Source organism: Brevundimonas sp. NPDC055311 (assembly GCF_053645695.1).
The window spans coordinates 358,017-379,383 of record NZ_JBSHMV010000003.1; the positions used below are offsets into that span (position 1 = coordinate 358,017).

Annotated in this window: 26 protein-coding genes and 1 tRNA gene; 23 read left to right on the forward strand and 4 right to left on the reverse strand. The window is 67.3% G+C overall.

The window, feature by feature from the left end:
* The first annotated feature begins 68 nt into the window (after positions 1-68).
* The 15 genes from ACWIDZ_RS12895 to ACWIDZ_RS12965 all read left to right on the forward strand — a co-directional run bounded on the left by ACWIDZ_RS12895 (position 69) and on the right by ACWIDZ_RS12965 (position 13,713).
* Positions 69-815, forward strand: a complete 747-nt coding sequence (locus tag ACWIDZ_RS12895) for a class I SAM-dependent methyltransferase (protein WP_453989403.1) — start codon at positions 69-71, stop codon at positions 813-815.
* A gap of 83 nt (positions 816-898) precedes the next feature.
* A complete protein-coding gene (gene mmsB / locus ACWIDZ_RS12900) occupies positions 899-1,798 on the forward strand; it encodes a 3-hydroxyisobutyrate dehydrogenase (RefSeq protein WP_338575633.1) in 900 nt (299 codons plus the stop codon).
* A 29-nt stretch (positions 1,799-1,827) separates the two neighbouring features.
* Complete coding sequence (locus ACWIDZ_RS12905) at positions 1,828-3,018, forward strand: sialidase family protein (protein WP_453989405.1); 1,191 nt, start codon at positions 1,828-1,830, stop codon at positions 3,016-3,018.
* A gap of 122 nt (positions 3,019-3,140) precedes the next feature.
* Entirely contained in the window at positions 3,141-4,367 is a 1,227-nt protein-coding gene (gene hemA, locus ACWIDZ_RS12910) for a 5-aminolevulinate synthase (protein ID WP_452111270.1), read from the forward strand.
* Positions 4,364-4,549 (forward strand): DUF6898 family protein, encoded by a 186-nt coding sequence (locus tag ACWIDZ_RS12915; protein ID WP_312217745.1) that lies wholly within the window; start codon positions 4,364-4,366, stop codon positions 4,547-4,549. Before hemA ends, ACWIDZ_RS12915 begins: the two co-directional genes overlap by 4 nt.
* Before the next feature lie 80 nt (positions 4,550-4,629).
* A complete protein-coding gene (gene glyA, locus ACWIDZ_RS12920) occupies positions 4,630-5,913 on the forward strand; it encodes a serine hydroxymethyltransferase (RefSeq protein ID WP_046653460.1) in 1,284 nt (427 codons plus the stop codon).
* 12 nt (positions 5,914-5,925) lie between these two features.
* Complete coding sequence (gene nrdR, locus ACWIDZ_RS12925; protein ID WP_024352817.1) at positions 5,926-6,399, forward strand: transcriptional regulator NrdR; 474 nt, start codon at positions 5,926-5,928, stop codon at positions 6,397-6,399.
* The gene (locus tag ACWIDZ_RS12930) at positions 6,399-7,157 is read left to right on the forward strand and encodes a RibD family protein (RefSeq protein WP_453989407.1); all 759 of its coding nucleotides are present in this window, start codon (positions 6,399-6,401) and stop codon (positions 7,155-7,157) included. The genes nrdR and ACWIDZ_RS12930 overlap by 1 nt, the downstream gene beginning before the upstream one ends.
* A gap of 77 nt (positions 7,158-7,234) precedes the next feature.
* Complete coding sequence (locus ACWIDZ_RS12935; protein WP_453989408.1) at positions 7,235-7,825, forward strand: riboflavin synthase; 591 nt, start codon at positions 7,235-7,237, stop codon at positions 7,823-7,825.
* Positions 7,822-8,958 carry a 3,4-dihydroxy-2-butanone-4-phosphate synthase gene (ribB, locus tag ACWIDZ_RS12940; RefSeq protein ID WP_291782345.1) on the forward strand — a complete coding sequence of 379 codons (1,137 nt, stop codon included), beginning with the start codon at positions 7,822-7,824 and terminating at the stop codon, positions 8,956-8,958. The genes ACWIDZ_RS12935 and ribB overlap by 4 nt, the downstream gene beginning before the upstream one ends.
* Positions 8,955-9,416, forward strand: coding sequence for a 6,7-dimethyl-8-ribityllumazine synthase (gene ribH / locus ACWIDZ_RS12945; protein WP_003169442.1), 462 nt, complete (start codon positions 8,955-8,957; stop codon positions 9,414-9,416). Before ribB ends, ribH begins: the two co-directional genes overlap by 4 nt.
* Entirely contained in the window at positions 9,413-9,949 is a 537-nt protein-coding gene (gene nusB, locus ACWIDZ_RS12950) for a transcription antitermination factor NusB (RefSeq protein WP_422388293.1), read from the forward strand. The genes ribH and nusB overlap by 4 nt, the downstream gene beginning before the upstream one ends.
* Positions 9,936-10,925: a thiamine-phosphate kinase gene (thiL, locus tag ACWIDZ_RS12955; protein WP_346521975.1), complete on the forward strand. Its 990-nt coding sequence runs from the start codon at positions 9,936-9,938 to the stop codon at positions 10,923-10,925. Before nusB ends, thiL begins: the two co-directional genes overlap by 14 nt.
* A 40-nt stretch (positions 10,926-10,965) precedes the next feature.
* A complete protein-coding gene (locus tag ACWIDZ_RS12960) occupies positions 10,966-11,388 on the forward strand; it encodes a hypothetical protein (RefSeq protein WP_453989409.1) in 423 nt (140 codons plus the stop codon).
* Positions 11,389-11,562: 174 nt separating this feature from the next.
* Entirely contained in the window at positions 11,563-13,713 is a 2,151-nt protein-coding gene (locus ACWIDZ_RS12965; RefSeq protein WP_453989410.1) for a sodium-translocating pyrophosphatase, read from the forward strand.
* A gap of 117 nt (positions 13,714-13,830) precedes the next feature.
* Here the strand turns inward: ACWIDZ_RS12965 and ACWIDZ_RS12970 are convergent, their stop codons facing one another.
* Positions 13,831-14,310: an outer membrane protein assembly factor BamE gene (locus ACWIDZ_RS12970; RefSeq protein WP_291782332.1), complete on the reverse strand. Its 480-nt coding sequence runs from the start codon at positions 14,308-14,310 to the stop codon at positions 13,831-13,833.
* A 90-nt stretch (positions 14,311-14,400) separates the two neighbouring features.
* On the opposite strand from ACWIDZ_RS12970, the gene ACWIDZ_RS12975 reads away from it, so the two are divergent.
* From ACWIDZ_RS12975 to ACWIDZ_RS13005, 7 genes are all read left to right on the forward strand, one after another.
* Positions 14,401-14,928 (forward strand): ubiquinol-cytochrome C chaperone family protein, encoded by a 528-nt coding sequence (locus ACWIDZ_RS12975; protein WP_453989411.1) that lies wholly within the window; start codon positions 14,401-14,403, stop codon positions 14,926-14,928.
* Positions 14,925-15,452, forward strand: coding sequence for a YceD family protein (locus tag ACWIDZ_RS12980; RefSeq protein WP_453989412.1), 528 nt, complete (start codon positions 14,925-14,927; stop codon positions 15,450-15,452). Before ACWIDZ_RS12975 ends, ACWIDZ_RS12980 begins: the two co-directional genes overlap by 4 nt.
* A gap of 100 nt (positions 15,453-15,552) precedes the next feature.
* On the forward strand, positions 15,553-16,623 hold the full coding sequence (gene plsX / locus ACWIDZ_RS12985; RefSeq protein ID WP_343829255.1) for a phosphate acyltransferase PlsX: 1,071 nt from the start codon (positions 15,553-15,555) through the stop codon (positions 16,621-16,623).
* A complete protein-coding gene (locus ACWIDZ_RS12990; RefSeq protein ID WP_291782320.1) occupies positions 16,620-17,597 on the forward strand; it encodes a beta-ketoacyl-ACP synthase III in 978 nt (325 codons plus the stop codon). Before plsX ends, ACWIDZ_RS12990 begins: the two co-directional genes overlap by 4 nt.
* Positions 17,598-17,671: 74 nt before the next feature.
* Entirely contained in the window at positions 17,672-17,980 is a 309-nt protein-coding gene (locus ACWIDZ_RS12995; protein WP_409450003.1) for an integration host factor subunit alpha, read from the forward strand.
* A gap of 5 nt (positions 17,981-17,985) precedes the next feature.
* Positions 17,986-18,402, forward strand: coding sequence for a MerR family transcriptional regulator (locus ACWIDZ_RS13000; protein WP_291782314.1), 417 nt, complete (start codon positions 17,986-17,988; stop codon positions 18,400-18,402).
* A 72-nt stretch (positions 18,403-18,474) separates the two neighbouring features.
* A tRNA-Pro gene (locus ACWIDZ_RS13005) sits at positions 18,475-18,551 on the forward strand.
* 65 nt (positions 18,552-18,616) lie between these two features.
* On the opposite strand, the gene ACWIDZ_RS13010 is transcribed toward ACWIDZ_RS13005, so the two are convergent.
* Together ACWIDZ_RS13010 and ACWIDZ_RS13015 are read right to left on the reverse strand one after the other, a co-directional pair.
* A complete protein-coding gene (locus ACWIDZ_RS13010; RefSeq protein WP_312218349.1) occupies positions 18,617-18,832 on the reverse strand; it encodes a DUF2842 domain-containing protein in 216 nt (71 codons plus the stop codon).
* The gene (locus tag ACWIDZ_RS13015; RefSeq protein WP_312218347.1) at positions 18,832-19,083 is read right to left on the reverse strand and encodes a transglycosylase; all 252 of its coding nucleotides are present in this window, start codon (positions 19,081-19,083) and stop codon (positions 18,832-18,834) included. The genes ACWIDZ_RS13010 and ACWIDZ_RS13015 overlap by 1 nt, the downstream gene beginning before the upstream one ends.
* A 140-nt stretch (positions 19,084-19,223) precedes the next feature.
* On the opposite strand from ACWIDZ_RS13015, the gene ACWIDZ_RS13020 reads away from it, so the two are divergent.
* Positions 19,224-20,279, forward strand: a complete 1,056-nt coding sequence (locus tag ACWIDZ_RS13020; RefSeq protein ID WP_453989413.1) for a COX15/CtaA family protein — start codon at positions 19,224-19,226, stop codon at positions 20,277-20,279.
* Between the two features lie 60 nt (positions 20,280-20,339).
* Here the strand turns inward: ACWIDZ_RS13020 and cobS are convergent, their stop codons facing one another.
* Positions 20,340-21,350, reverse strand: a complete 1,011-nt coding sequence (gene cobS / locus ACWIDZ_RS13025) for a cobaltochelatase subunit CobS (RefSeq protein ID WP_453989414.1) — start codon at positions 21,348-21,350, stop codon at positions 20,340-20,342.
* Positions 21,351-21,367: the final 17 nt, after the last annotated feature.

The following is a 21,367-nucleotide window of genomic DNA, read 5'->3' on the forward strand; positions in this document are numbered from 1 at the left end:
CCGCCTTATCCGCGCGCCTTATGCCGACCGGGCCCCGACCGGGGCAGCAAGAGATCAAGGAGTTCGCCGTGAAACCGTATCTGCTCGCCGCCGCCGCCGTCGCCGCCGTTCTTCTGAGCGGCGCTCCGGCGCTCGCCCAGGACGCTTCGACGCCCGCCTATCAGGCCGCCGTCGCCGACGCCCTGCGTCCAGCTGATGAGGTCGAGCGCGACGCCCTGCGTCATCCGGCCGAGATGCTGGCCTTCGCCCAGGTGAAGCCGGGCTGGCGGATCGCCGACATCCGCCCCGGCGCGGGCTACTTCACCCGACTGTTCGCGCGGGTCGTGGGCGAGGGCGGTCATGTCTACGCCTTCGTGCCGAACCGCACGGCCGAGCGCGAGAACCCGCGCGCCGACGCCCTAGTCGCCGCCTATCCCAACGTCAGCCGCGTCAACGGCGACCTGGACGCCATGAGCTTCGATCAGCCGCTGGACCTGGTCATCATGAGCCAGGAGTATCACGACTTCCACATCCCCCGTTTCGACGTGGACGTGGCCAAGATGAACGCCGACATCTTCAAGGCGCTGAAGCCCGGCGGCCTCTATGTCGTCATCGACCACCAGGCCGCGCCCGGCGCCGCCAACTCCGTGGTCGAGACCCTGCACCGCATCGAGGGCGCCCAGCTTCGCAAGGAGGTCGAGGCCGCCGGCTTCGTGTTTGACGGCGAAAGCACGGCCGTCGCCAACACGGCCGACGACCACAGCCTGAACGTCTTTGATGAGGCGATCCGGGGCAAGACCGATCAGTTCGTCTATCGCTTCCGCAAGCCGAACTGAGGCGTCCCGTCTCGAATTGGTGACTGGCGAAGCGGGACGGGCGGCGCTAACCCTCGGCCAAAATCCATAAGGGAAACGCACAGATGACTCGCATCGCCTTCATCGGCCTGGGCAACATGGGCGGCGGCATGGCCGCCAATCAGGCCAAGGCCGGGCATGACGTGGCCGCCTTCGACCTGTCGCCCGCCGCGCTGGAACGCGCCGCCGAGGCCGGCTGCCGTACCGTCAGTTCGGTCGCTGAAGCCGTGAAGGACGCCGAGGTGGTCATCACCATGCTGCCCGCCGGGCCGCACGTCCTCAGCGTCTATTCCGAGCAGATCATCGGCGCGGCGCCTTCCAGCGCGCTTCTGCTGGACTGCTCGACCATCGACGTGGAGACGGCGCGCAAGGTGGCGGCTCTGGCCAAGGAGGCGGGCTACGCCTTCGCCGACGCCCCCGTCTCGGGCGGCACTGCGGCCGCCGACGCAGGCACCCTGGCCTTCATGGTCGGCTGCGACGAGGCCGACTTCGCCCGTGTCGAACCGGCGCTGGACCCGATGAGCCGCATCACCATCCGCGCGGGCGACCATGGCGCGGGGCAGGCCGCCAAGATCTGCAACAACATGCTGCTGGGCATTTCGATGATCGGCACCTGTGAAGCCATCGCCCTGGCCGAGAAGCTGGGTCTGGAGCCTGAACGCTTCTTCGAAATCGCCTCCAAGTCGTCCGGCCAGTGCTGGAGCGTGACCAGCTACTACCCCTGGGCCGGTCCGGTGCCGACCGCCCCGTCGAACCGCGACTATGAAGGCGGCTTCGCCACCGCCATGATGCTGAAGGATCTGAAGCTGGCGCAGGACGCGGCCGCCAAGGCGGGCGCCACGACCCCGCTGGGGGCGCAGGCCGAGGCCCTCTACGCCCTGTTCAACGGCCTCGGCTACGGCGGCAAGGACTTCTCCGCCATGGTTCAGATGCTGCGCGGCCGTATCGACACCCTGGCCCAGTGAACTTTGGCCCAGCGAAATTTGACCCAGTGATGCGTCAGGGCGGGCTTCGCCTTCTGGCTGCTCTGGCGGCGGTGGGTCTGATGGCCGCCGCTCCAGCCGATCCGCTTTACCGGGTCGCGCCGGGCCTGTTCCAGGCAGGGAATCCCGACCTGGGGTTGAAGCCGGCGCCGGGCGCCCAGACGTTCACGGTCTTCGCCCCAGGCGAGAACACCGACCGGTTCAGCAACGGCGTGGTGCTGACGCCCTTCAAGGGGCGGCTGTACGCCCAGTGGCAAAGCTCGGCGCGGGACGAGGATGCGCCCGATACCTGGGTCGCCTGGAGCGTCAGCGAGGACGGCGAAACCTGGCGTGCGCCCGCCGTCCTGGCCGAGGCGGGCGAGGGCGGGGTGATGCGCTCCAGCGGCGGATGGTGGACGGACGGCGAAACCCTGGTCGCCTATGTCAACGTCTGGCCCGACGGCTTTCAATCCGGGGCGGGCGGCTATGCCGAATATCGCCTGAGCCGCGACGGCGAGACCTGGAGCGAGCCGCGCCGCGTCATGGGCGTCGAGGGGCCGGTTGAGGGCGTGATCGAGCAGGACCCGCACCTGATCGGCGGCCGTCTGATGACCGGCTTCCACAGGCGTCCGGGCATGATCGCCACGCCCTTCTACACTGATGACGCTCTGGGCGTGTCGGGCTGGACCGCCGGACGGATGCAGAACCTGCCTCGCGACGTCAGCGGCGCGGCCGCCGAACACGAAAAGCAGCTCAGCCGCGAGATCGAACCCAGCCTGTTCCAGCGCGGCGATTGCGCCGTCATGGTCTTCCGCGACGAGGAGCTGAGCTTTCGCCAATTGGCGTCGGAAAGCTGTGATCGCGGCGTGACCTGGACCACGCCCGCCTTGACCGACATGCCGGATTCGCGGGCCAAGCAGAGCGCGGGCAACCTGCCGGACGGGACGGCCTATCTGGTCAATGCGCCGAACGCGGACCGCCCGCGCATCCCTCTGGCCGTGACGTTGAGCTCCGACGGGCGGCTGTTCGACCGCAGCTTTCTCCTGCGCGGGGCGAGCGATCTCCAGCCGCTGCGTTACGAGGGACAATACAAGCGGCCCGGCTATCACTACCCCAAGAGCGTCATCTGGAATGGATGGCTCTATGTCGGCTATGCGACCAACAAGGAGGATGTCCAGGTGACGCGTATTCCGATCGAGACCTTGGCCGAAACCTCTCGCTGAAGGTTCTGAGAACCGTTATCAATTAAGGGGTTGGGACGTTTTGTCCGGCTCCTGACATGGACAAGACAGGGCGGCGCGCGCAATTAGGCTCCAAAAGCTGCATAAGCGAAAGAAGCGCCGCCTTGTTCGACTATAAGTCCGCCTTTCAGAACTCTGTGGAGCAGGTCCGCAGCGAGGGTCGTTACCGCGTCTTCGCCGATCTGAAGCGGGTACGCGGCCAGTTTCCCCGGGCGGTGCGCCGCCGCGAGGACGGCACGCAGCAGGACGTCGTCGTCTGGTGCTCCAACGACTACCTGGGCATGGGCCAGCATCCGGCGGTGATCGAGGCCATGCAGGCCGAGGTCGAGAAGACCGGCGCCGGGGCAGGGGGCACGCGCAACATCTCGGGCACCACGCGCTCGGCGGTCGATCTGGAAGCCGAACTGGCCAGTTGGCACCAGAAGGAAGCGGCCCTGTTGTTCACCTCGGGCTATGTGGCCAATGAGGCGACGCTGTCGACCCTGCAGAAGATACTGCCGGGCCTGATCACCTTCTCGGACGCCCTGAACCACGCCTCCATGATCGCGGGCATCCGCAACGGCGGCGGCGAACGTCACATCTTCCGTCACAACGACCTCGAACACCTTGAAGAACTGCTGGCCGCCGCGCCCGCCGATGCGCCCAAGCTGGTCGCCTTCGAGAGCGTCTATTCGATGGACGGCGACATCGCCGACATCGCCGGCACCATCGCCCTCGCCAAGAAATACGGCGCCCTGACCTATCTGGACGAGGTTCACGCGGTCGGCCTGTACGGCGCGACCGGTGCGGGCGTGGCCGAGCGCGACGGCGTTCTGGACGGCATCGACATCGTCGAATGCACCCTGGGCAAGGCCATCGGCGTCATGGGAGGCTACATCGCCGCCGACGCCGTGATCGTGGACGCGGTGCGCAGCTGGGCCTCGGGCTTCATCTTCACCACCAGCCTGCCGCCGGCCCTGACCGCCGGCGCCCTGGCTTCGGTCCGCCACCTGAAGGCGCATCCCGAGCTGCGCGACGCCCATCAGGAGCGCGCCGCGACCCTGAAGCGCCGCCTGACCGAGGCGGGCATTCCCGTCCTGCCCAGCGTCAGCCACATCGTGCCGGTTCATGTCGGCAATCCGGTGCACTGCAAGCTGATCTCTGACATGCTGCTGGAAGAGCACGGCATCTACGTCCAGCCGATCAATTATCCGACCGTGCCCAAGGGGACCGAGCGTCTGCGCTTCACCCCCTCTCCGGACCACGACGACGCCATGATCGACAAGCTGGTCGAGGCGATGGACAAGCTCTGGTCGCACTGCAACGTGGCGCGTCGTCCGGTCGCCGCATGACGGCTGACCCCGAACTCGGCGAAGTCATCGTCGAGTTCGTCCGTAACGGCCCCTATGTGAAATGCTCGGCGGTCCACACGGCCACCGGCGTCGAGGTCTCGGCCATGGGGCCCGTCGCCGAGCCGCGTGCGGTTGAGCGCGTGGCGATCGCCAAACTGAAACGAGCGTTGTCACAGCGCTGACCCCCTAGATGTTGTGGTGTTCGGCGGCGCGGCCTAGAAGAGAGCGCCGTTTCCGCCCTCAGCCTTCGGGATGCCTGCCTGTGACCGCCTTCACCCACGACTCCTACTTCTCCAAGAGCCTCGCCGACGCCGATCCGGCGATCTTCAAGGGCATTCAGGGCGAGCTTGGCCGCCAGAAGGAGCAGATCGAGCTGATCGCTTCCGAGAACATCGTCTCTCAGGCGGTGCTGGACGCGCAGGGCTCGGTCCTAACCAACAAATACGCCGAGGGCTATCCGGGGCGTCGCTACTACGGCGGCTGCGAGTTCGTCGACATCACCGAGGACCTGGCCCGCGAGCGCGCCAAGGAGTTGTTCGGCGCCGCCTTCGTCAACGTCCAGCCGCACTCGGGCGCCCAGGCCAACCAGGCGGTCTTCTTCTCCCTGCTGCAGCCGGGCGACACCTTCCTGGGCATGGATCTGGCCTGCGGCGGCCACCTGACGCACGGGTCGCCCGCTAACCAGTCGGGCAAGTGGTTCCGCCCCGTCACCTACAAGGTGAACGAGGACGACCATCTGATTGATTACGATCACGTCGCCGAAATGGCCCAGAAGGAGAAGCCCAAGCTGATCCTGGCCGGCGCCTCGGCCTACAGCCGTCACATCGACTTCAAGCGCTTCCGCGAGATCGCGGATTCGGTCGGCGCCTATCTGATGGTCGACATGGCCCACTATGCCGGCCTGATCGCGGGCGGCGCCTATCCCGACCCGATCCCGCACGCCCACGTCGTCACCACCACGACCCACAAGACCCTGCGCGGCCCGCGCGGCGGCATGATCCTGTCCAACGACCTGGATCTGGGCAAGAAGATCAACTCGGCCGTCTTCCCCGGCCTGCAGGGCGGCCCGCTGGAGCACGTTATCGCCGCCAAGGCCGTGGCCTTCGGCGAGGCGCTGAAACCCGAGTTCAAGCTCTACGCCCAGCAGGTCGTGAAGAACGCCCAGGCCCTGGCGGCCGTTCTGGTCGAACGTGGCCTGGCCATCGTCTCGGGCGGCACCGACAGCCACCTGATGCTGGTTGACCTGCGTCCCAAGGGCGTGACCGGCAAGGCCACCGAGCATGAGCTCGAGAAGGCGCTGATGACCTGCAACAAGAACGGCGTGCCGTTCGACACCGCGCCCTTCACCGTCACCTCGGGCGTCCGTCTGGGCACCCCGGCGGGCACCACGCGCGGCTTCGGCGAGGAAGAGTTCAAGCAGATCGGTCACTGGATCGCCGATGTCGTCTCGTCGATGAACGGCGGCGACGAAGCCGATCCGGCCGTCGTCGCGGGCGTGGCGGCTCAGGTGCGCGAACTGACTGCGCGCTTCCCGATCTATCGCTAAGGGACCCATCGGATGAAGTGCCCCTTCTGCGGAAACGCCGACACCCAGGTGAAGGACAGCCGCCCGTCTGACGACGGCGCGGCCATCCGGCGCCGTCGGTCCTGCCCGCAGTGCAACGGGCGCTTCACCACCTTCGAGCGGGTGCAGCTGCGCGAACTGGTCATCCTGAAACGGAACGGCCGCCGCACCCCCTTCGACCGCGACAAGCTGGAGCGCTCGCTGGGCATCGCCCTGCGCAAGCGTCCCGTCCAACCCGATCAGGTCGAGCTTCTGGTCAGCCGCATCGTGCGCCAGCTGGAAAGCCTGGGCGAGACGGAGATCCCGTCCAGCATCGTCGGCGACTTCATCATGAAGGCGCTGAAGTCGGTCGATGAGGTCGCCTACGTCCGCTACGCCTCGGTCTACAAGGACTTCCGCCACACCAGCGACTTCGCCAAATTCCTCGGCGACGAGGGTTTCGACGAGACCAAGTCCGGCCAGGACTGATGCGCCCTCGCGTCACTCTCAAGCTGGCCACCTCGCTGGACGGCCGCATCGCCACGGCCACGGGCGAAAGCCAGTGGATCACCGGGCCGGAGGCGCGCCTTCAGGGCCACCGCCTGCGCGCAACCCATGACGCCATCCTGGTCGGCGTCGAGACGGTGCTGGCGGATGACCCCGAACTGACCGTCCGTCTTCCTTCTCCCCTCGGGGGAGAAGGTGGCTCGCGGAGCGAGACGGATGAGGGGGCTGTGTCCGCAAGCGAAACGGCCGAAGTCGAGGGCGTATCCGGCGTCCCCCTCATCCGAGCGGCTTCGCCGCCCACCTTCTCCCCCGAGGGGAGAAGGAATCCGCTGCGTGTGGTGCTCGACAGCCGCCTCCGCACGCCCGCGACGGCCAAGGTCGCCAGCGGAAACACCCTGATCCTGACAACCGCTACGCCCCACGCCATCGGTCAAGCCGAAGTCCTCGCCGTCGCCGCCGTCGACGGCCGCCCCGCCATTTCCGCCGTCCTCGACGCCCTGACCGTCCGCAGCGTCACGTCGCTGCTGATCGAGGGCGGGGGCCGCGTCGCCGCCTCCTTTATCCAGGCGGGGGCGGTGGACGCGATCGAGTGGTTCCGTGCACCGATCCTGCTGGGCGGGGAGGGGCGGCCCTGCGTCGCCTCCCTGGCGCTTGCAAAGCTGGCCGACGCCCCCAAGTTCCGTCGTCTGGGCGTCGAGCCTGTCGGAGACGATCTGTGGGAGCGTTACGCCCGCGCCTGACGCCTCCTCAGGCGCGATTTCAGACGAATTAGACTAATTAGACTCTGTTTTTTGGGTCCGAAGGGACCGGAGCTTTCATGTTCACCGGCATCGTCACCGACATCGGCCGCGTCCGCAGCGTCCGTGAAACCAACCGCGACCGTCGCTATGAGGTCGAGACCGTGTGGGACACGGCGGGCATCGACCTGGGCGCCTCCATCAGCCATGCGGGCTGCTGCCTGACTGTCACGGAAAAGGGCGATGGGTGGTTCGCCGTCGAGGTTTCGGGCGAGACCCTGGCCAAGACCAAGCTGGGCGACTGGAGCGAGGGCAGCCGGATCAATCTGGAGCGCGCCGCGAAACTGGGCGACGAACTGGGCGGCCACATCGTTTCCGGCCACGTCGACGGTCTGGGCGAGGTCGTGTCCATCACGCCCGAGGGCGGATCGCGCCGCATCTTGATCGAGGCGCCGGCGCCCCTGCACAGATTCATCGCCCCAAAGGGCTCAATCACGGTCGATGGGGTTTCCCTGACGGTGAATGGGGTGCATGAGCGCCGCTTCGACGTGAACATCATCCCGCACACGTGGGATGCGACCACCCTCGGCGGCCTGAAGGTCGGCGAAAAGGTCAATCTGGAGATCGACATGCTGGCGCGTTACCTCGCGCGGTGGCAGGAGACCGCATGATGAAACTGGCCGTCTACAACACCGACAGCCCGATCAGCTCGATCGAGGACATTATCGAGGACGCCCGCAACGGCCGCCCCTACATCCTGGTGGACGCCGAGGACCGCGAGAACGAGGGCGACATCGTCATTCCGGCCCAGTTCGCCACGCCGGACCAGATCAACTTCATGATCCGCTATGCGCGGGGCCTGGTCTGCCTGGCCCTGACGTCCGAGCGCGCCAAGCAGCTGCGCCTGCCGCCGATGGCCGCCGAGAACCGCGAGAGTATGGGCACGGCCTTCACCATCTCGATCGAGGCCAAGGAAGGCGTCACGACCGGCATCTCGGCCGCCGATCGCGCCCATACGGTCCAGGTGGCGGCCGATCCGTCGCGCACCGCGGACGACATCGTCTCGCCGGGCCACATCTTCCCGCTGGTCGCGCGCGACGGCGGCGTCCTGGTCCGCACCGGCCACACCGAGGCGGCGGTGGACATCAGCCGCATGGCGGGCCTGATTCCCGCCGGGGTGATCTGCGAGATCATCAAGGACGACGGGACGATGGCGCGGATGCCCGACCTGATCGCCTTCGCCCAGCTGCATGGGCTGAAGATCGGCACCATCGCCGACCTGATCGCCTATCGCCGCCGCACCGAGCGCTTCGTCGAGCGCGTGATGGAGACGCCGTTCGAGAGCGTCCACGGCGGCGCGTTCAAGCTGATCCTCTATCGCAACACCATCGAGGGCGCCGAGCACATCGCCCTGGTGCGCGGCGACATCGACCCGGCGAAGCCGACCGTCGTGCGCATGCACCAGATCGACTTCGCCGCCGACCTGCTGGGCCATGTCGAGGCCCGTCAGGACTATATTCCGAGGGCGATGCGCGCGCTGGCGGCCCAGGACGGGCCGGGCGTCGTCGTCTTCCTGCGCGATCCCGGCCTGCATGGCCTGGCCGAGCGGCTGGGCGCCACCAGCAAGCCCGCCGCCGTGGATCGTTCGCTGAAGGCCTATGGCGTCGGGGCGCAGATTCTGCTCGACCTCGGCGTCAAGGATATGATCGTGATGAGTTCGACACGACCCAATCCGACGGCGCTGGAAGGCTACGGCCTGCGCATCGCCGGTTGGCGCGACATGGACGGAGAAGACCAATCTTGAACGACCCCACTCGCGTCCTCATCGTCGAGGCGCGCTTCTACGACGAACTGGCCGACGCCCTTCTGGAAGGTGCGAAGGACGCCCTGCGCGCGCAAGGCGTCCAGTATGACGTCGTGACCGTGCCCGGCGCGCTGGAAGTGCCGACCGTGATCGCCATGGCCGAAGAGGCCGGACGCTATCCGACCGCCCCGCGCTATGACGGCTATGTGGCCCTGGGCTGCGTGATCCGCGGCGAGACCTACCATTTCGAGATCGTCTCGGATCAGTCGGCCGCCGGCATCCGCAATCTGGGCCTGAAGGGCGTGGCCATCGGCAACGGCATCCTGACGACCGAGGACGAGGAGCAGGCCTGGACCCGCGCCCGTCTCAGCGAGGGCGACAAGGGCGGCTTCGCGGCCCGCGCCTGCCTGGACCTGATCGCTATCCGCAAGCGCCTGCGCGGGGGGCTGGCCTCGTGACCGAACCGACCAGCGCCCCGGCGACCGTCGCCGAAGTCATGGCCCAGCTGGCCGAGGCCGAGAAGGCCCGCGCCGAACCGCAACTGACCAGCCGTCAACGCCGCGCCCGCACGGTCGCCCGCCTGGCCGCCGTCCAGGCCCTGTATCAGATGGAGCTGGCGGGCGAGGGCGTCGAAAGCGTCGTGCGCGAGTTCCGCAATCACCGCTTCGACGCCGACATCGACGGCGCCCCCCTGGCCGAGGCGGACGAGGACTGGTTCTCCGACATCGTCCACGGCGTAGTCGAGGATCAGCGGGCCATCGACGAGGCGGTCAAGGCGCGTCTGGCCTCCAATTGGCGTATGGAGCGTCTGGACGCCACCCTGCGCGCCCTGCTGCGCTGCGGCGCATGGGAGCTGAAGCACAAGCCCGACGTCCCGCGTGAGATCGTGATCGACGAATATGTCGAACTGGCCAAGGCCTTCTTCGACGATGCGGAGGCGAAGTTCGTGAACGCGGCGCTGGACGGCGTGGCGCGCGATGCCCGCGATTGACGTCGCGGGTGAATTCGAGACCATCCAGCGGCTGCTGAAGCCGCTGGCGCACCCGGAATGGGCGAGGGGGCTGGCCGACGACGTGGCCGCGCTGCCCTCGCGTCCGGGACACGACCTCATCCTTACCAAGGATGCGATCGTCGAGGGCGTCCACTTCCTGCCCGACGACCCGCTGGATACGGTGGCGCAGAAGCTGCTTCGCGTGAACCTGTCCGATCTGGCGGCCAAGGGGGCCGAGCCGTTCGGCTATCTGCTGGCCTGCCACTGGTCCGAACGCTGCGGCTGGCCGGAACGCGAGGCCTTCGTCGCCGGACTGCGGCGCGATCAGGCTATTTTCGACATTTCCCTGCTGGGCGGCGACACGGTGAAGACGCCGGGACCGGCCAGCTTTTCGGCCACACTGCTGGGCTGGGCGCCGTCGGGGGCGGCGGTCAGCCGGGCGGGCGCGCGGCCGGGCGATCTGGTCTTCGTCACCGGCACGATCGGCGACGGCTGGCTGGGCCTTCAGGCCGCCCAGGCGACCCTGAGCCTGGAGCCCGAACGCATGGACGCGCTGGAGGCCGCCTATCGCACCCCCATGCCGCGCGTGGAGTTCGCACCCGTCGTCCTGGGCCTGGCGACCGCCAGCGCCGACGTGTCCGACGGCCTGCTGGCCGACGCCGCCCATATCGCCGAGGCCAGCGGCGTCAGCCTCGAGCTTGATCTGGAGGTTCTGCCCCTGTCGGCGGCGGCCCAGGCCTGGTTCGAGGGACGGGTCGACCCGCAGGCGGCGCTGGAGCTGCTGGCCAGCGGCGGCGACGACTATGAGATCCTGCTGACCGTCCCGGCGGGCGCCGAGAACGCCCTGCGCCGCGAGGCTGAGCGCCGCCATCTGCGCCTGACCTGCGTCGGTCGCGTGGCCGAGGGCAGGGGGCTGTCGCCGCGCTATCTGGGCCAGGTCATCACCCCGACCCGCACCGGCTGGACCCACGGCTGAGGGCAACGGAATCCTAACGGGACCAGGCCAGACTGCCGCCATGAACCGCCGCGCCCTGATCCTCGCCGTCGCCGGCGCCGCCCTGTCGGGGCCGGCGCTCGCCTCGCCGTCGGCGGAAACGCCCGCCCAGCCGGTGAGCTTCAACCTGACCGGGGTGGGCCTGCCGATCATCGTGGGCGGTCGCGTCCGAAACTACATCTTCGTGGTGCTGAAGCTGCATCTGGGCCAGGGCCACGCCCTGGATGCGGTGAGGGCCAAGGAGCCCTATCTGCGCGACGCCCTGGTCCGCGCCGGGCACCGCACGCCCTTCGTCCTGACCGACGACTGGAACCAGGTGGACCCCGAGGCCCTGAGCGCCAGCCTGATCCGCTCCGCCGACGCCCTGATCGGCAAGGGCGCGATCACCCGCGTCGAGGTTGTCAGCCAGGCCGCGCGCCGCCGCACGACCGTTCGCGCCGTCTAGAAGAGCGCTGTTGCGCCACGGCTCTGCTTTTGGCACGATTTAGCCGCAATTCCCGAGGGGCGTGAATTTGCGTCCGTAAGCGCACGGGGGGACCGGAAGGCGGCCGAGAGGCGACAACGCCCGTAGCGCAGCCCATGGATCCGCGCGTCTAGTTGCATAGGGCTTGGAAACGCCATGACGTCATATCTTTGGCTGGTCATCGCGGCCGGCGCTCTGGGGGTGCTTTACGGCGCCGTCCAGACCGCCGTCCTGATGAAGGCCGACAGTGGTAATGAACGGATGCGTGAGATCGCCGCGGCGATCCAGGAAGGGGCATCCGCCTATCTGAAGCGCCAGTACACAACGATTGGCATTGTAGGGGTCGTGATCTTGGTCGCGGCCTTTTTTCTTATCGGAACCTGGGCGGCGCTGGGCTTCCTGATCGGCGCGGTCCTGTCGGGCGCGGCGGGCTATGCGGGGATGCTGATCTCCGTGCGCGCCAACGTCCGCACGGCGCAGGCTGCGTCGCAGAGCCTGTCCAAGGGCCTGGACCTGGCCTTCCGCTCGGGCGCCATCACCGGCATGTTCGTGGCGGGCGGCGCGCTTCTGGGCGTGTCCGGCTACTACGCCTTCATGACCCAGGGGCTGGGCCACGTCTCGACCAGCCGCGAGGTCATCGACGGCCTGGTGGCGCTGGGCTTCGGGGCCTCGCTGATCTCCATCTTCGCGCGACTGGGCGGCGGCATCTTCACCAAGGGGGCCGACGTCGGCGGCGACATGGTGGGCAAGGTCGAGGCCGGCATCCCTGAGGACGACCCCCGTAACGCCGCCACCATCGCGGACAATGTGGGCGACAACGTCGGCGACTGCGCCGGCATGGCCGCCGACCTGTTCGAGACCTATGCCGTCACCACGGTGGCGACCATGGTGCTGGCGGCCATCTTCTTCCGCAACCAGCCCTATGTGGACGTGCTGATGCTGCTGCCGCTGGCGATCTGCGGCGTCTGCATCGTGACCTCGATCATCGGCACCTTCTTCGTCCGTCTGGGCAAGAGCGGCAACATCATGGGGGCCCTGTACCAGGGGCTGATCGTCACCGGCGTCCTGTCGTTGGGCGCGGTCTGGTGGGTGATCAACCAGCTTCTGCCGGGGGCGGTCGAAACCTCGGGCGGGCTGCTGATCCAGCCGATGAACCTATTCTGGGCGGGCGTCGTCGGCCTGCTGGTCACGGCGGCCATCGTGGTCATCACCGAATACTACACCGGCACGGGCTTCCGTCCGGTGAAGTCGGTGGCCAACGCCTCGGTCTCGGGACACGGCACCAACGTGATCCAGGGGTTGGCCATGTCGCTGGAGGCCACGGCGCTGCCGGCTCTGACCATCATCGTGGGCATCGTCGCAGCCTTCCAGCTGGCGGGTCTGTTCGGCATCGCCATCGCCACCACCACAATGCTGGGCGTGGCCGGGATGATCGTGGCGCTGGACGCCTTTGGTCCCGTCACCGACAACGCAGGCGGCATCGCCGAGATGGCGGGTCTGCCGCCTGAGGTTCGCGTTTCGACCGACGCCCTGGACGCCGTGGGCAACACTACCAAGGCCGTGACCAAGGGCTACGCCATCGGTTCGGCGGGTCTGGGGGCGCTGGTCCTGTTCGCCGCCTATGTGGAGGACCTCAAGTTCTTCGCGGCCGAGGCGCAGCCGGGCAGCTTCTTCCACGGACTGGGCGCGGTCGCCTTCGACCTGTCCAACCCCTATGTCGTGGTCGGCCTGCTGTTCGGGGGGCTGCTGCCTTTCCTGTTCGGCGGCCTGTCGATGACGGCTGTGGGGCGCGCCGCCGAGGCCGTGGTGGCTGAGGTTCGGCGTCAGTTCCGCGAGAACCCCGGCATCATGACCTTCCAGACCAAGCCCGAATACGGCCGGGCGGTCGACATTCTGACCAGCGCGGCCATTCGCGAGATGATCGTGCCGTCGCTGCTGCCGGTGCTGTCGCCGATCGTCCTGTTCGTCGTCATCCTGTTCATCCAGCCGGACAAGGCCAACGCCTTCGCCGCCCTGGGGGCCATGCTGATGGGGGTGATCGTGACGGGTCTGTTCGTCGCCATCTCGATGACCTCGGGCGGCGGCGCCTGGGACAACGCCAAGAAGGTGATCGAGGAAGGCTTCACCGACAAGAACGGCGTCGTTCACGGCAAGGGCTCGGAAGCGCACAAGGCCGCAGTCACCGGCGACACCGTGGGCGATCCCTACAAGGACACCTCAGGCCCGGCGGTGAACCCGATGATCAAGATCACCAACATCGTGGCGCTTCTGCTGCTGGCGGTGCTGGCGAGCGGCAAGATCGTCTGACGGCGTTTCGCTGAAACTGAAAACGCCCCGGAGATCGCTCTCCGGGGCGTTGTCTTTGCGCCCTATGCTCGCGACGCGGTCGCTCGCGGCTTGAGGGCGCCTGTTTGTAGGGGCCGCTTAGTCCGGGCGGCGTTGGCCGGGGACGTCGTCCTCCGTACGCGGCAGTTGGCCGCGGCCGACGTTGCCGAGCAACTGTTCGAGGATGGTCAGCTGGCGGCCGCGGGTCGGGGTTTCGCGACGCTCCATGGCGATCTGGCGGCCGTCTTCCAGCCCCAGGGTGCGCACGTTGGCGACCTTTTCGTCGCCCTCGGCGAAGGTGATTTCCGTGACGGTCCGCTGCGACACCTGAGGCTTGTTGTAGGTGTAGCGCTGCGTCGTCTGGGTCAGGTAATACCAGACGTTGTCGCTCTCGAAGGTCGAGGTCGTGGAGGGCGTGCCCAGCTTGGCCAAAACGGTCTCGCGGGTGTCGACGCCCACTTCGACGTCCTGAGGCTTGGCGTCCACGGCCTGGAAGCCCTGAGTGGCGACGACGGGGGCGCAGGCGCCCGCAGCGGCGGCGAGCGAGGCGGCGATGATGAGCGACGTAAAACGGGGCATCGGCGATGGGCCTCTAGGAACAAGGTCTTTGACCTAACCGTCGCTGCGTCCTAGTGCAACGGCGCGGCGGAAAAGGGGCCGTGAAATCCTATGTTCAAGACACTCTTCAGACGACAGACGCAAGAGCGCCAGGCGCAGGGCCTTTACGCCCTGGCCGTGGAACAGGCGCGCCAGCCCGATTTTTACGCCCGCCTGGGGGTGGCGGATCGAATCGACGCGCGGTTCGAACTCTACACCCTGCATGTTCTGCTGCTGTTCGTGCGGATGAAGGGCGAGGGCGAGCGTGGGGCCGATCTGGCTCAGAAAATGTTCGATACCTACGTCTCGGCCTTGGACAATGTGCTGCGCGAGTTGGGCGTCGGCGATGTGTCGGTCGGCAAGAAGATGCGCAAGCTGGGCGAAGCTCTTTATGGCCGGATGAGCGCCTATGAGAAGGCGCTGCGCGATGGCGACCGTGAAGGCTTCCAGGCCTCGATCGCACGCAATGTGTTCGAGAGCGACGATCCCGCAGCCGGCGCCGAACTGACCCGATATGCGCTGGAATCGCACGAACGCCTGGCGCGTCAGCCGATTTCCGCCGTGGAAAAGGCGCCGGACTGGGCCATGATCGTCGCATGACGATTCCCGCCCTGCCTTACAGCGACCCCGTCCGCCTGCATCAGATCGGCGCGGGTCTGTCCCGGCGACTGGAGCCGGACGCTGAAGCGCGTCAGCGCATCGCGCGCGCGCTGAACCTGAAGTCGCTGGACCGCTTCGAGGCGGATCTGGAGGTGACGGCCACGGTGTCGGGCTGGCGCCTGGCGGGACGAGTCGTGGCTGACGCCGTTCAATCCTGCGTGCTGACGCTGGAGCCCCTGCCGGTCCACATCGACGAGCGGTTCGAGATCAATCTGGTAGAGGCCCTGGATACGCCGCCTTCGGAAGAGGGCGAGATCGATCTGGAGCTGGACGACAATTCTCCCGACGTGGTCGAGAACGGCCAGATCGACCTGGGCCAGTACGCCGTCGAGCAGTTGGCCCTGCATCTGGACCCTTATCCGCGCAAGGAAGGCGCCGTCTTCGAGCAGCCGCCGGAGCCGGGCGAGATTTCCCCTTTCGGCGTGCTGAGGACCTTGAAGCCGGGCGGTTCCGACAAGAGTTGACCTAAGGGCGCCCCGGTTGCATCCACAGGGTGCGACATTTGCGTCTATACGCCCTAACATTGAAGCGCCGCGACAAGACGGCGACGGAGTCGATTTCCACTTGGCATCATCCACACTGATTTCGCTCGACGCCATGGGGGGCGACCACGGTCCCGCCGTCGTGGTCGGCGGCGTGAAGGCCTATTATTCCCTGTATGGGGGCGACGGCGTGCGCTTCCTGCTGCATGGCGACGAGGCGGCGATCCGCGCCGAGATGGCGCGCCTGCACGTCTCGGACGACCTTTGCCAGGTCCGGCACACCGACAAGGTCGTCGCCATGGACGAAAAGCCGGCCCAGGCCATGCGGCGGGGCAAGGGCTCGAGCCTGTGGAACGCGATCGAGGCGGTCAAGACGGGCGAGGCCCAGGGGGCTGTTTCCGCCGGCAACACCGGCGCCCTGATGGCGATCTCCAAGCTGATCCTGCGCATGGCGGTCGACGGGCTGGAGCGCCCCGCCATCGTCGCCAGCTGGCCGACCAAGCGCGGCGTCACCGCCGTTCTGGATGTGGGCGCCAACATCGCCAGCGATGCGCGCCAACTGGTCGAGTTCGCCATCATGGGGGAGGCGTTTCAGGCAGCCGTGCATGGGGTGGAACGGCCGACGGTCGGCCTTCTGAACGTCGGCTCCGAAGAAATGAAGGGCCATGAAGAGGTGCGCGAGGCTCACGCCGTCCTGCGCACCGACGCCGTGCCGGTGAACTACACCGGCTTCGTCGAGGGGCATGACATCGCCGCCGGAACGGTCGATGTCGTCGTTACCGACGGCTTCACCGGCAATGTCGCCCTGAAAACCGCCGAGGGCACGGCCCGCTTCATCTCAGGCCTGCTGAAAGAGGCGCTGACCTCGGGCCCTCTGGCCAAGCTGGGCGCTCTGATCGCCATGCCGGCCCTGAAGAAGATGGCGCGCCGAATCGATCCCAGCAGCGTCAACGGCGGCCCCTTGCTGGGCCTGAACGGCATCGTCGTGAAAAGCCACGGCGGCGCCACGGCCGAGGGCTATGCAAACGCCATCCGCGTGGCTGTCGAACTGGCCCGCAGCGACTATCTGACCAAGGTCAGCGCCAATTTCGCGCGTCTGGCGGCGGCTATGGACGAGACGGCGCCCGCCGTCATGGGAGAGACCGAACAGTGAGCGTCATCCGCAGCGTCGTTACCGGGGTTGGCTCCTTCCTGCCCGAGCAGGTCGTCACCAACGCCGACCTGACCAAGATCGTCGACACCTCCGACGAATGGATCATCGAGCGCACCGGCATCCGCCAGCGCCACAAGGCCCGCGACGATGAGCCGACCAGCGACCTGGCGCTCAAGGCCGCCGAGCGCGCCCTGGCCGACGCCGGCAAGACGGCGGCGGACGTCGATCTGATCATCGTCGCCACCACGACGCCGGACCAGACCTTCCCGGCCACGGCCGCCATCGTCCAGCGCAAGCTGGGCGCGCCGGTGGGCATCGCCTTCGACATTCAGGCGGTCTGCTCGGGCTTCGTCTACGCCTTGAGCGTGGCCGACGGATTCGTCGCGCGCGGTCAGGCCAAGTGCGCCCTGGTCATCGGCGCCGAGGAAATGACCAAGCTGATGGACTGGACGGACCGCACCACCTGCGTCCTGTTCGGCGACGGCGCCGGGGCCTTCGTGCTGGAGCCGGGCGAGGGGCAGGGGACCAAGGACGATCGCGGCGTGCTGGGCTTCGCCCTGCGCTGCGAGGGCGCCAAGTCGGACATGCTCTATGTCGACGGCGGCCCGGCCACGACCGGAACGGTCGGCCACCTGCGGATGCTGGGCAACCAGGTCTTCCGTCACGCCGTGGTCAACATCGCCGAAGCCATCACCGCCGCCGCCCAGGTCGCGGGCGTCGACATCCCCGAGATCGACTGGTTCGTGCCGCACCAGGCCAACCAGCGCATCATCAAGGGCGTGGGCGACCGTCTGGGCCTGGACGAGGGCAAGGTGATCTCGACCGTGGCCATGCACGCCAACACCTCGGCCGCCTCCATCCCCCTGGCGATGGACGTCGCCATCAAGGATGGGCGAATCAAGAAGGGCGATCTGGTCCTGGTCGAGGCCATGGGCGGCGGCCTGACGTGGGGCGCATGCGCCTTCCGGTTCTAGATTCGCATTGAGGACTTTGATTTCCGGCCGTTTTGCCCTTCAATGCCCCGCCGATTGATTGCGGGGAGATGCAAGTGGCCGGACATCACACCCTTACCCGGGCGGATTTGTGCGAAGCGGTCCACGAGGAAGTCGGGCTGTCCCGACAGGAATGCTCTGGACTGGTCGAGCGCACGCTGGATCTGATCGTCGACTCGCTTGAACAGGGCGAGACGGTCAAGCTGTCGGGGTTCGGCGTCTTCCAGGTCCGTGAAAAACGCGCCCGCATGGGCCGCAACCCCAAGACCGGCGAACCGGCCGCTATCAACCCCCGCCGCGTCATCAGCTTCCGCGCCTCCCAGATCATGAAGAGCCGGGTGCACGACGCCGTCGTCGAGACCTGAGATCCTTGGCCAAAAGCCCCAAAGCCTTCCGCACCATTTCTGAAGCGGCCGATGAAGTCGGCGCCCCCCAGCATGTGCTGAGGTTCTGGGAGACCAAGTTCGACTTCGTCGTCCCGGTGAAGCGGGCGGGCGGGCGCCGTTTCTATCGGCCCGACGACGTCATGGTGCTGAAGGCCGTCCGACGCCTGCTGCATGACGAGGGGCTGACGATTCGCGGCGTCCAGCGTCTGGTGCAGGATCAGGGCCTGGCGCGGCTGACGGCCTATGCCGATCCCGCCGCCACGCTGGAGATCGATTCGGGCGATCGAGCTGAAACGGCGTCGGAAGCTGCGGTGACGCCGGCGGCTTCGGCGCGCCTCGAGGCCGTGTTGAGCGACCTTGAGGGGGCCAGAGCCCGGTTGGAGGCCGTTCTGCGCCGATAAGGCGGAAGTTGTTGTCGATAGAGCGTTTTAGGGTTTGCGGAGCACCGAACCGCCGTCTATAGGGAGCGCCTTCGGAGCGTGGCGCAGCCTGGTAGCGCACTTGACTGGGGGTCAAGGGGTCGCAGGTTCGAATCCTGTCGCTCCGACCATTTGCTGAGGGTTATCAGCAGGCTGAAACGGCCGGTGAGGGAAACCTCGCCGGCCGTTCTGCTGTTCAGGCTTTCGTTCTGTCGTCCGGCGCGCGCTCGGCCCAGCGAAGCAGGGGGATGAGCGGCACGCCCCAGCCGATCCCCGCCACGGCGAAGAAGATCAGGTCGATCCACCAGGCGTCCGGCAGATGGTCGTGCAGGGTCACCGCGCCCCACACCCAGAAGGCCAGGAAGCCGATGACGCCGAGGGTGGCGATGAAGCGGCGGGCGCGAGGCGGCATCAGCGTTTGCTCCGGAACAGGAAGAAGGCGACCAGACCTATGACGACAGCCGCGAAGGCCCAGGGAAGCCATTCCCAGTCGGCCAGGGTGGCGACGGCGAAGACGCGGATCGCCAGGAAGGCCCCGCAGGCGGCGCTGACCAGGGCGACCAGAATCGTCCCGCCCAGGCCGCGACGGCCCGTCAGCAGATCGGCGATCCAGGCCAGGCCCAGGGCCCCGGCCAGGGCGATGGCGATCTCGATATATTGCACCGGTCGGCGCTCCCTAGAATGTTGTGCGACGCTTTGGCGTAGAAACCGACTCGATCTTGCCTCGCGGGAGGGGCATATCCCTCGGTTCCGCCGCCCGCGAAAGAGGCGGCAAGCATATCGGGGCGAACGGCAGGCGTCGAATGAAGCGTATTGGTGAACTGGACCGCAGCCGCGCGGTGGCGCTGTGGCTGTTTTTCTGCGCGACCCTGGTGTTCGCCATGGTGGTGGTCGGGGGCGCGACGCGGCTGACCGGCTCGGGCCTGTCGATCACGGAGTGGAAGCCGATCATGGGCGCTCTGCCGCCGATGAACCACGCCGACTGGGTCGAGGCGTTCGACAAGTACAAGGCCATCCCCCAGTACGTTGAAGTCAACGCCGGCATGAGCATGGCGGAGTTCCAGTACATCTTCTGGTGGGAGTGGGCGCACCGGCTGCTGGGGCGTTTGATCGGCGTGGTCTTCGCCGTGCCTTTCGTCCTGTTCCTGGCCTTCCGCGTCCTTCCGCGCCGTCTGATCGTGCGCTGTGCGATCCTGCTGGCCCTGGGCGGCCTGCAGGGGCTGATCGGCTGGTGGATGGTGTCCAGCGGCCTGGCCGAGCGCGTCGACGTGGCGCCGGAGCGGCTGGCGACCCATCTGGGTCTGGCCTTCCTGATCTTCGCCGGCCTGATCTGGACGGGGCTTGAGGCCTGGTCCGGCTCTGACTTCACGCGCGCGCCGCGCGGATGGAGCTGGGGCGCGGGTCTGTTGCTGGGCGGGGTCTTCTTCCAGTGCCTGCTCGGCGGTCTGGTGGCCGGGGCCAAGGCGGGCATGATCTATACGGACTGGCCGATGATGAACGGCGCCCTGTTTCCGCCGGTCGCTTGGGGGCAGGGGGCGCTGACCTTCCTGCACGATCAGGGGCTGGTGCAGTTGAACCACCGGATCGGCGCCTATGTGCTGTTGTTCGCAGGCACCTTCTATGCCGTCCAGGCCCTGCGCGGGCGCCTGGGCGAAGGGCTGGGCGCTTCGGCCCTGGTGCTGGCGAGCGCGCTTTGGCTGCAGGCGGGGCTGGGCGTTCTGACGCTCATCCACGCGGTGCCGGTGACCCTGGGCGTGCTGCACCAGGCTGCGGCGGCGCTGGTGCTGGCGGCGGCCACGGTCAATCTGTGGCTGGTGCGGCGTTCACGTCCGAGGATGTTCGTCTCGGGGCTGCGTTAAGAAAAAGGCCGCCTTCCTCGATCAGGAAGGCGGCCTTTTCAATTGTGCGAGGGAAGCCCTCTAGCCGATCTTCACCCGCGTGGCGGATTCCGGCAGGTCCTCGCCGAAGGCGCGCTGATAGAATTCGGCGATGGTCGGCCGCTCCAGTTCGTCGCACTTGTTCAGGAAGGTCAGACGGAAGCTCAGGGCCACGTCGCCGTCGAAGATGATGGCGTTCTGGGCCCAGGTGATGACCGTGCGCGGCGACATGACGGTCGAGATGTCGCCGTTCATGAAGGCGTTGCGGGTCATGTCGGCGACGCGGACCATGGCGGCGATGCGACGCTTGCCCTCGGCGTCGTTCCACTCGGGCACCTTGGCGGCGACGATCTCGGCTTCGACGTCGTGGTCGAGATAGTTCAGCGTGGTGACGATGTTCCAGCGGTCCAGCTGCGCCTGATTGATCTGCTGGGCGCCGTGATACAGGCCTGTGGTGTCGCCCAGGCCGACGGTGTTCGAGGTGGCGAACAGGCGGAACCATTTGTTCGGACGAAGGACGCGGTTCTGGTCCAGCAGGGTCAGGCGCCCTTGCGCCTCCAGCACGCGCTGGATCACGAACATGACGTCGGGGCGGCCTGCGTCATATTCGTCGAACACCAGGGCCACCGGGCGTTGCAGCGCCCAGGGCAGGATGCCTTCGCGGAACTCGGTGATCTGCTTGCCGTCCTTGAGGACGATGGCGTCCTTGCCGATCAGGTCGATGCGGCTGACGTGGCTGTCCAGATTGACGCGAACCAGGGGCCAGTTCAGGCGGGCGGCCACCTGCTCGATGTGGGTCGACTTGCCGGTGCCGTGGTAGCCTTGGACCATCACGCGGCGGTCATAGGCGAAGCCTGCGCAGATCGCGATCGTGGTCTGGGGATCGAAGCGATAAGACCCGTCGATCTCCGGCACATGGCTGTCGCGCGTCTCGAAGGCGGGCACGAGCATGTCGGAATCGACGCCGAACGCCTCTCTGAGCGTGACCTTGCGGTGCGGTTCCAGGGTGACGAGCGGATCGGGGGAGGCGTCGAGCGGAGAGGTCATGGCCATCCACCTAGCGCCCTCGC

What these genes read in the sequence shown, in the direction of transcription:
- ACWIDZ_RS12975 (WP_453989411.1), top strand. Translation starts at nt 14,401, where the DNA reads ATGTTCAAGACACTCTTCAGACGACAGACGCAAGAGCGCCAGGCGCAG.
- ACWIDZ_RS12915 (WP_312217745.1), top strand. Translation starts at nt 4,364, where the DNA reads ATGACGGCTGACCCCGAACTCGGCGAAGTCATCGTCGAGTTCGTCCGT.
- ACWIDZ_RS12970 (WP_291782332.1), bottom strand. Translation starts at nt 14,310, where the DNA reads ATGCCCCGTTTTACGTCGCTCATCATCGCCGCCTCGCTCGCCGCCGCT.
- ACWIDZ_RS13020 (WP_453989413.1), top strand. Translation starts at nt 19,224, where the DNA reads ATGAAGCGTATTGGTGAACTGGACCGCAGCCGCGCGGTGGCGCTGTGG.
- cobS (WP_453989414.1), bottom strand. Translation starts at nt 21,350, where the DNA reads ATGGCCATGACCTCTCCGCTCGACGCCTCCCCCGATCCGCTCGTCACC.
- mmsB (WP_338575633.1), top strand. Translation starts at nt 899, where the DNA reads ATGACTCGCATCGCCTTCATCGGCCTGGGCAACATGGGCGGCGGCATG.
- thiL (WP_346521975.1), top strand. Translation starts at nt 9,936, where the DNA reads ATGCCCGCGATTGACGTCGCGGGTGAATTCGAGACCATCCAGCGGCTG.
- ACWIDZ_RS13010 (WP_312218349.1), bottom strand. Translation starts at nt 18,832, where the DNA reads ATGCCGCCTCGCGCCCGCCGCTTCATCGCCACCCTCGGCGTCATCGGC.
- ACWIDZ_RS12960 (WP_453989409.1), top strand. Translation starts at nt 10,966, where the DNA reads ATGAACCGCCGCGCCCTGATCCTCGCCGTCGCCGGCGCCGCCCTGTCG.
- ACWIDZ_RS12965 (WP_453989410.1), top strand. Translation starts at nt 11,563, where the DNA reads ATGACGTCATATCTTTGGCTGGTCATCGCGGCCGGCGCTCTGGGGGTG.
- ACWIDZ_RS12980 (WP_453989412.1), top strand. Translation starts at nt 14,925, where the DNA reads ATGACGATTCCCGCCCTGCCTTACAGCGACCCCGTCCGCCTGCATCAG.
- ACWIDZ_RS12930 (WP_453989407.1), top strand. Translation starts at nt 6,399, where the DNA reads ATGCGCCCTCGCGTCACTCTCAAGCTGGCCACCTCGCTGGACGGCCGC.
- ACWIDZ_RS12905 (WP_453989405.1), top strand. Translation starts at nt 1,828, where the DNA reads ATGCGTCAGGGCGGGCTTCGCCTTCTGGCTGCTCTGGCGGCGGTGGGT.
- nrdR (WP_024352817.1), top strand. Translation starts at nt 5,926, where the DNA reads ATGAAGTGCCCCTTCTGCGGAAACGCCGACACCCAGGTGAAGGACAGC.
- ACWIDZ_RS12935 (WP_453989408.1), top strand. Translation starts at nt 7,235, where the DNA reads ATGTTCACCGGCATCGTCACCGACATCGGCCGCGTCCGCAGCGTCCGT.
- ribB (WP_291782345.1), top strand. Translation starts at nt 7,822, where the DNA reads ATGATGAAACTGGCCGTCTACAACACCGACAGCCCGATCAGCTCGATC.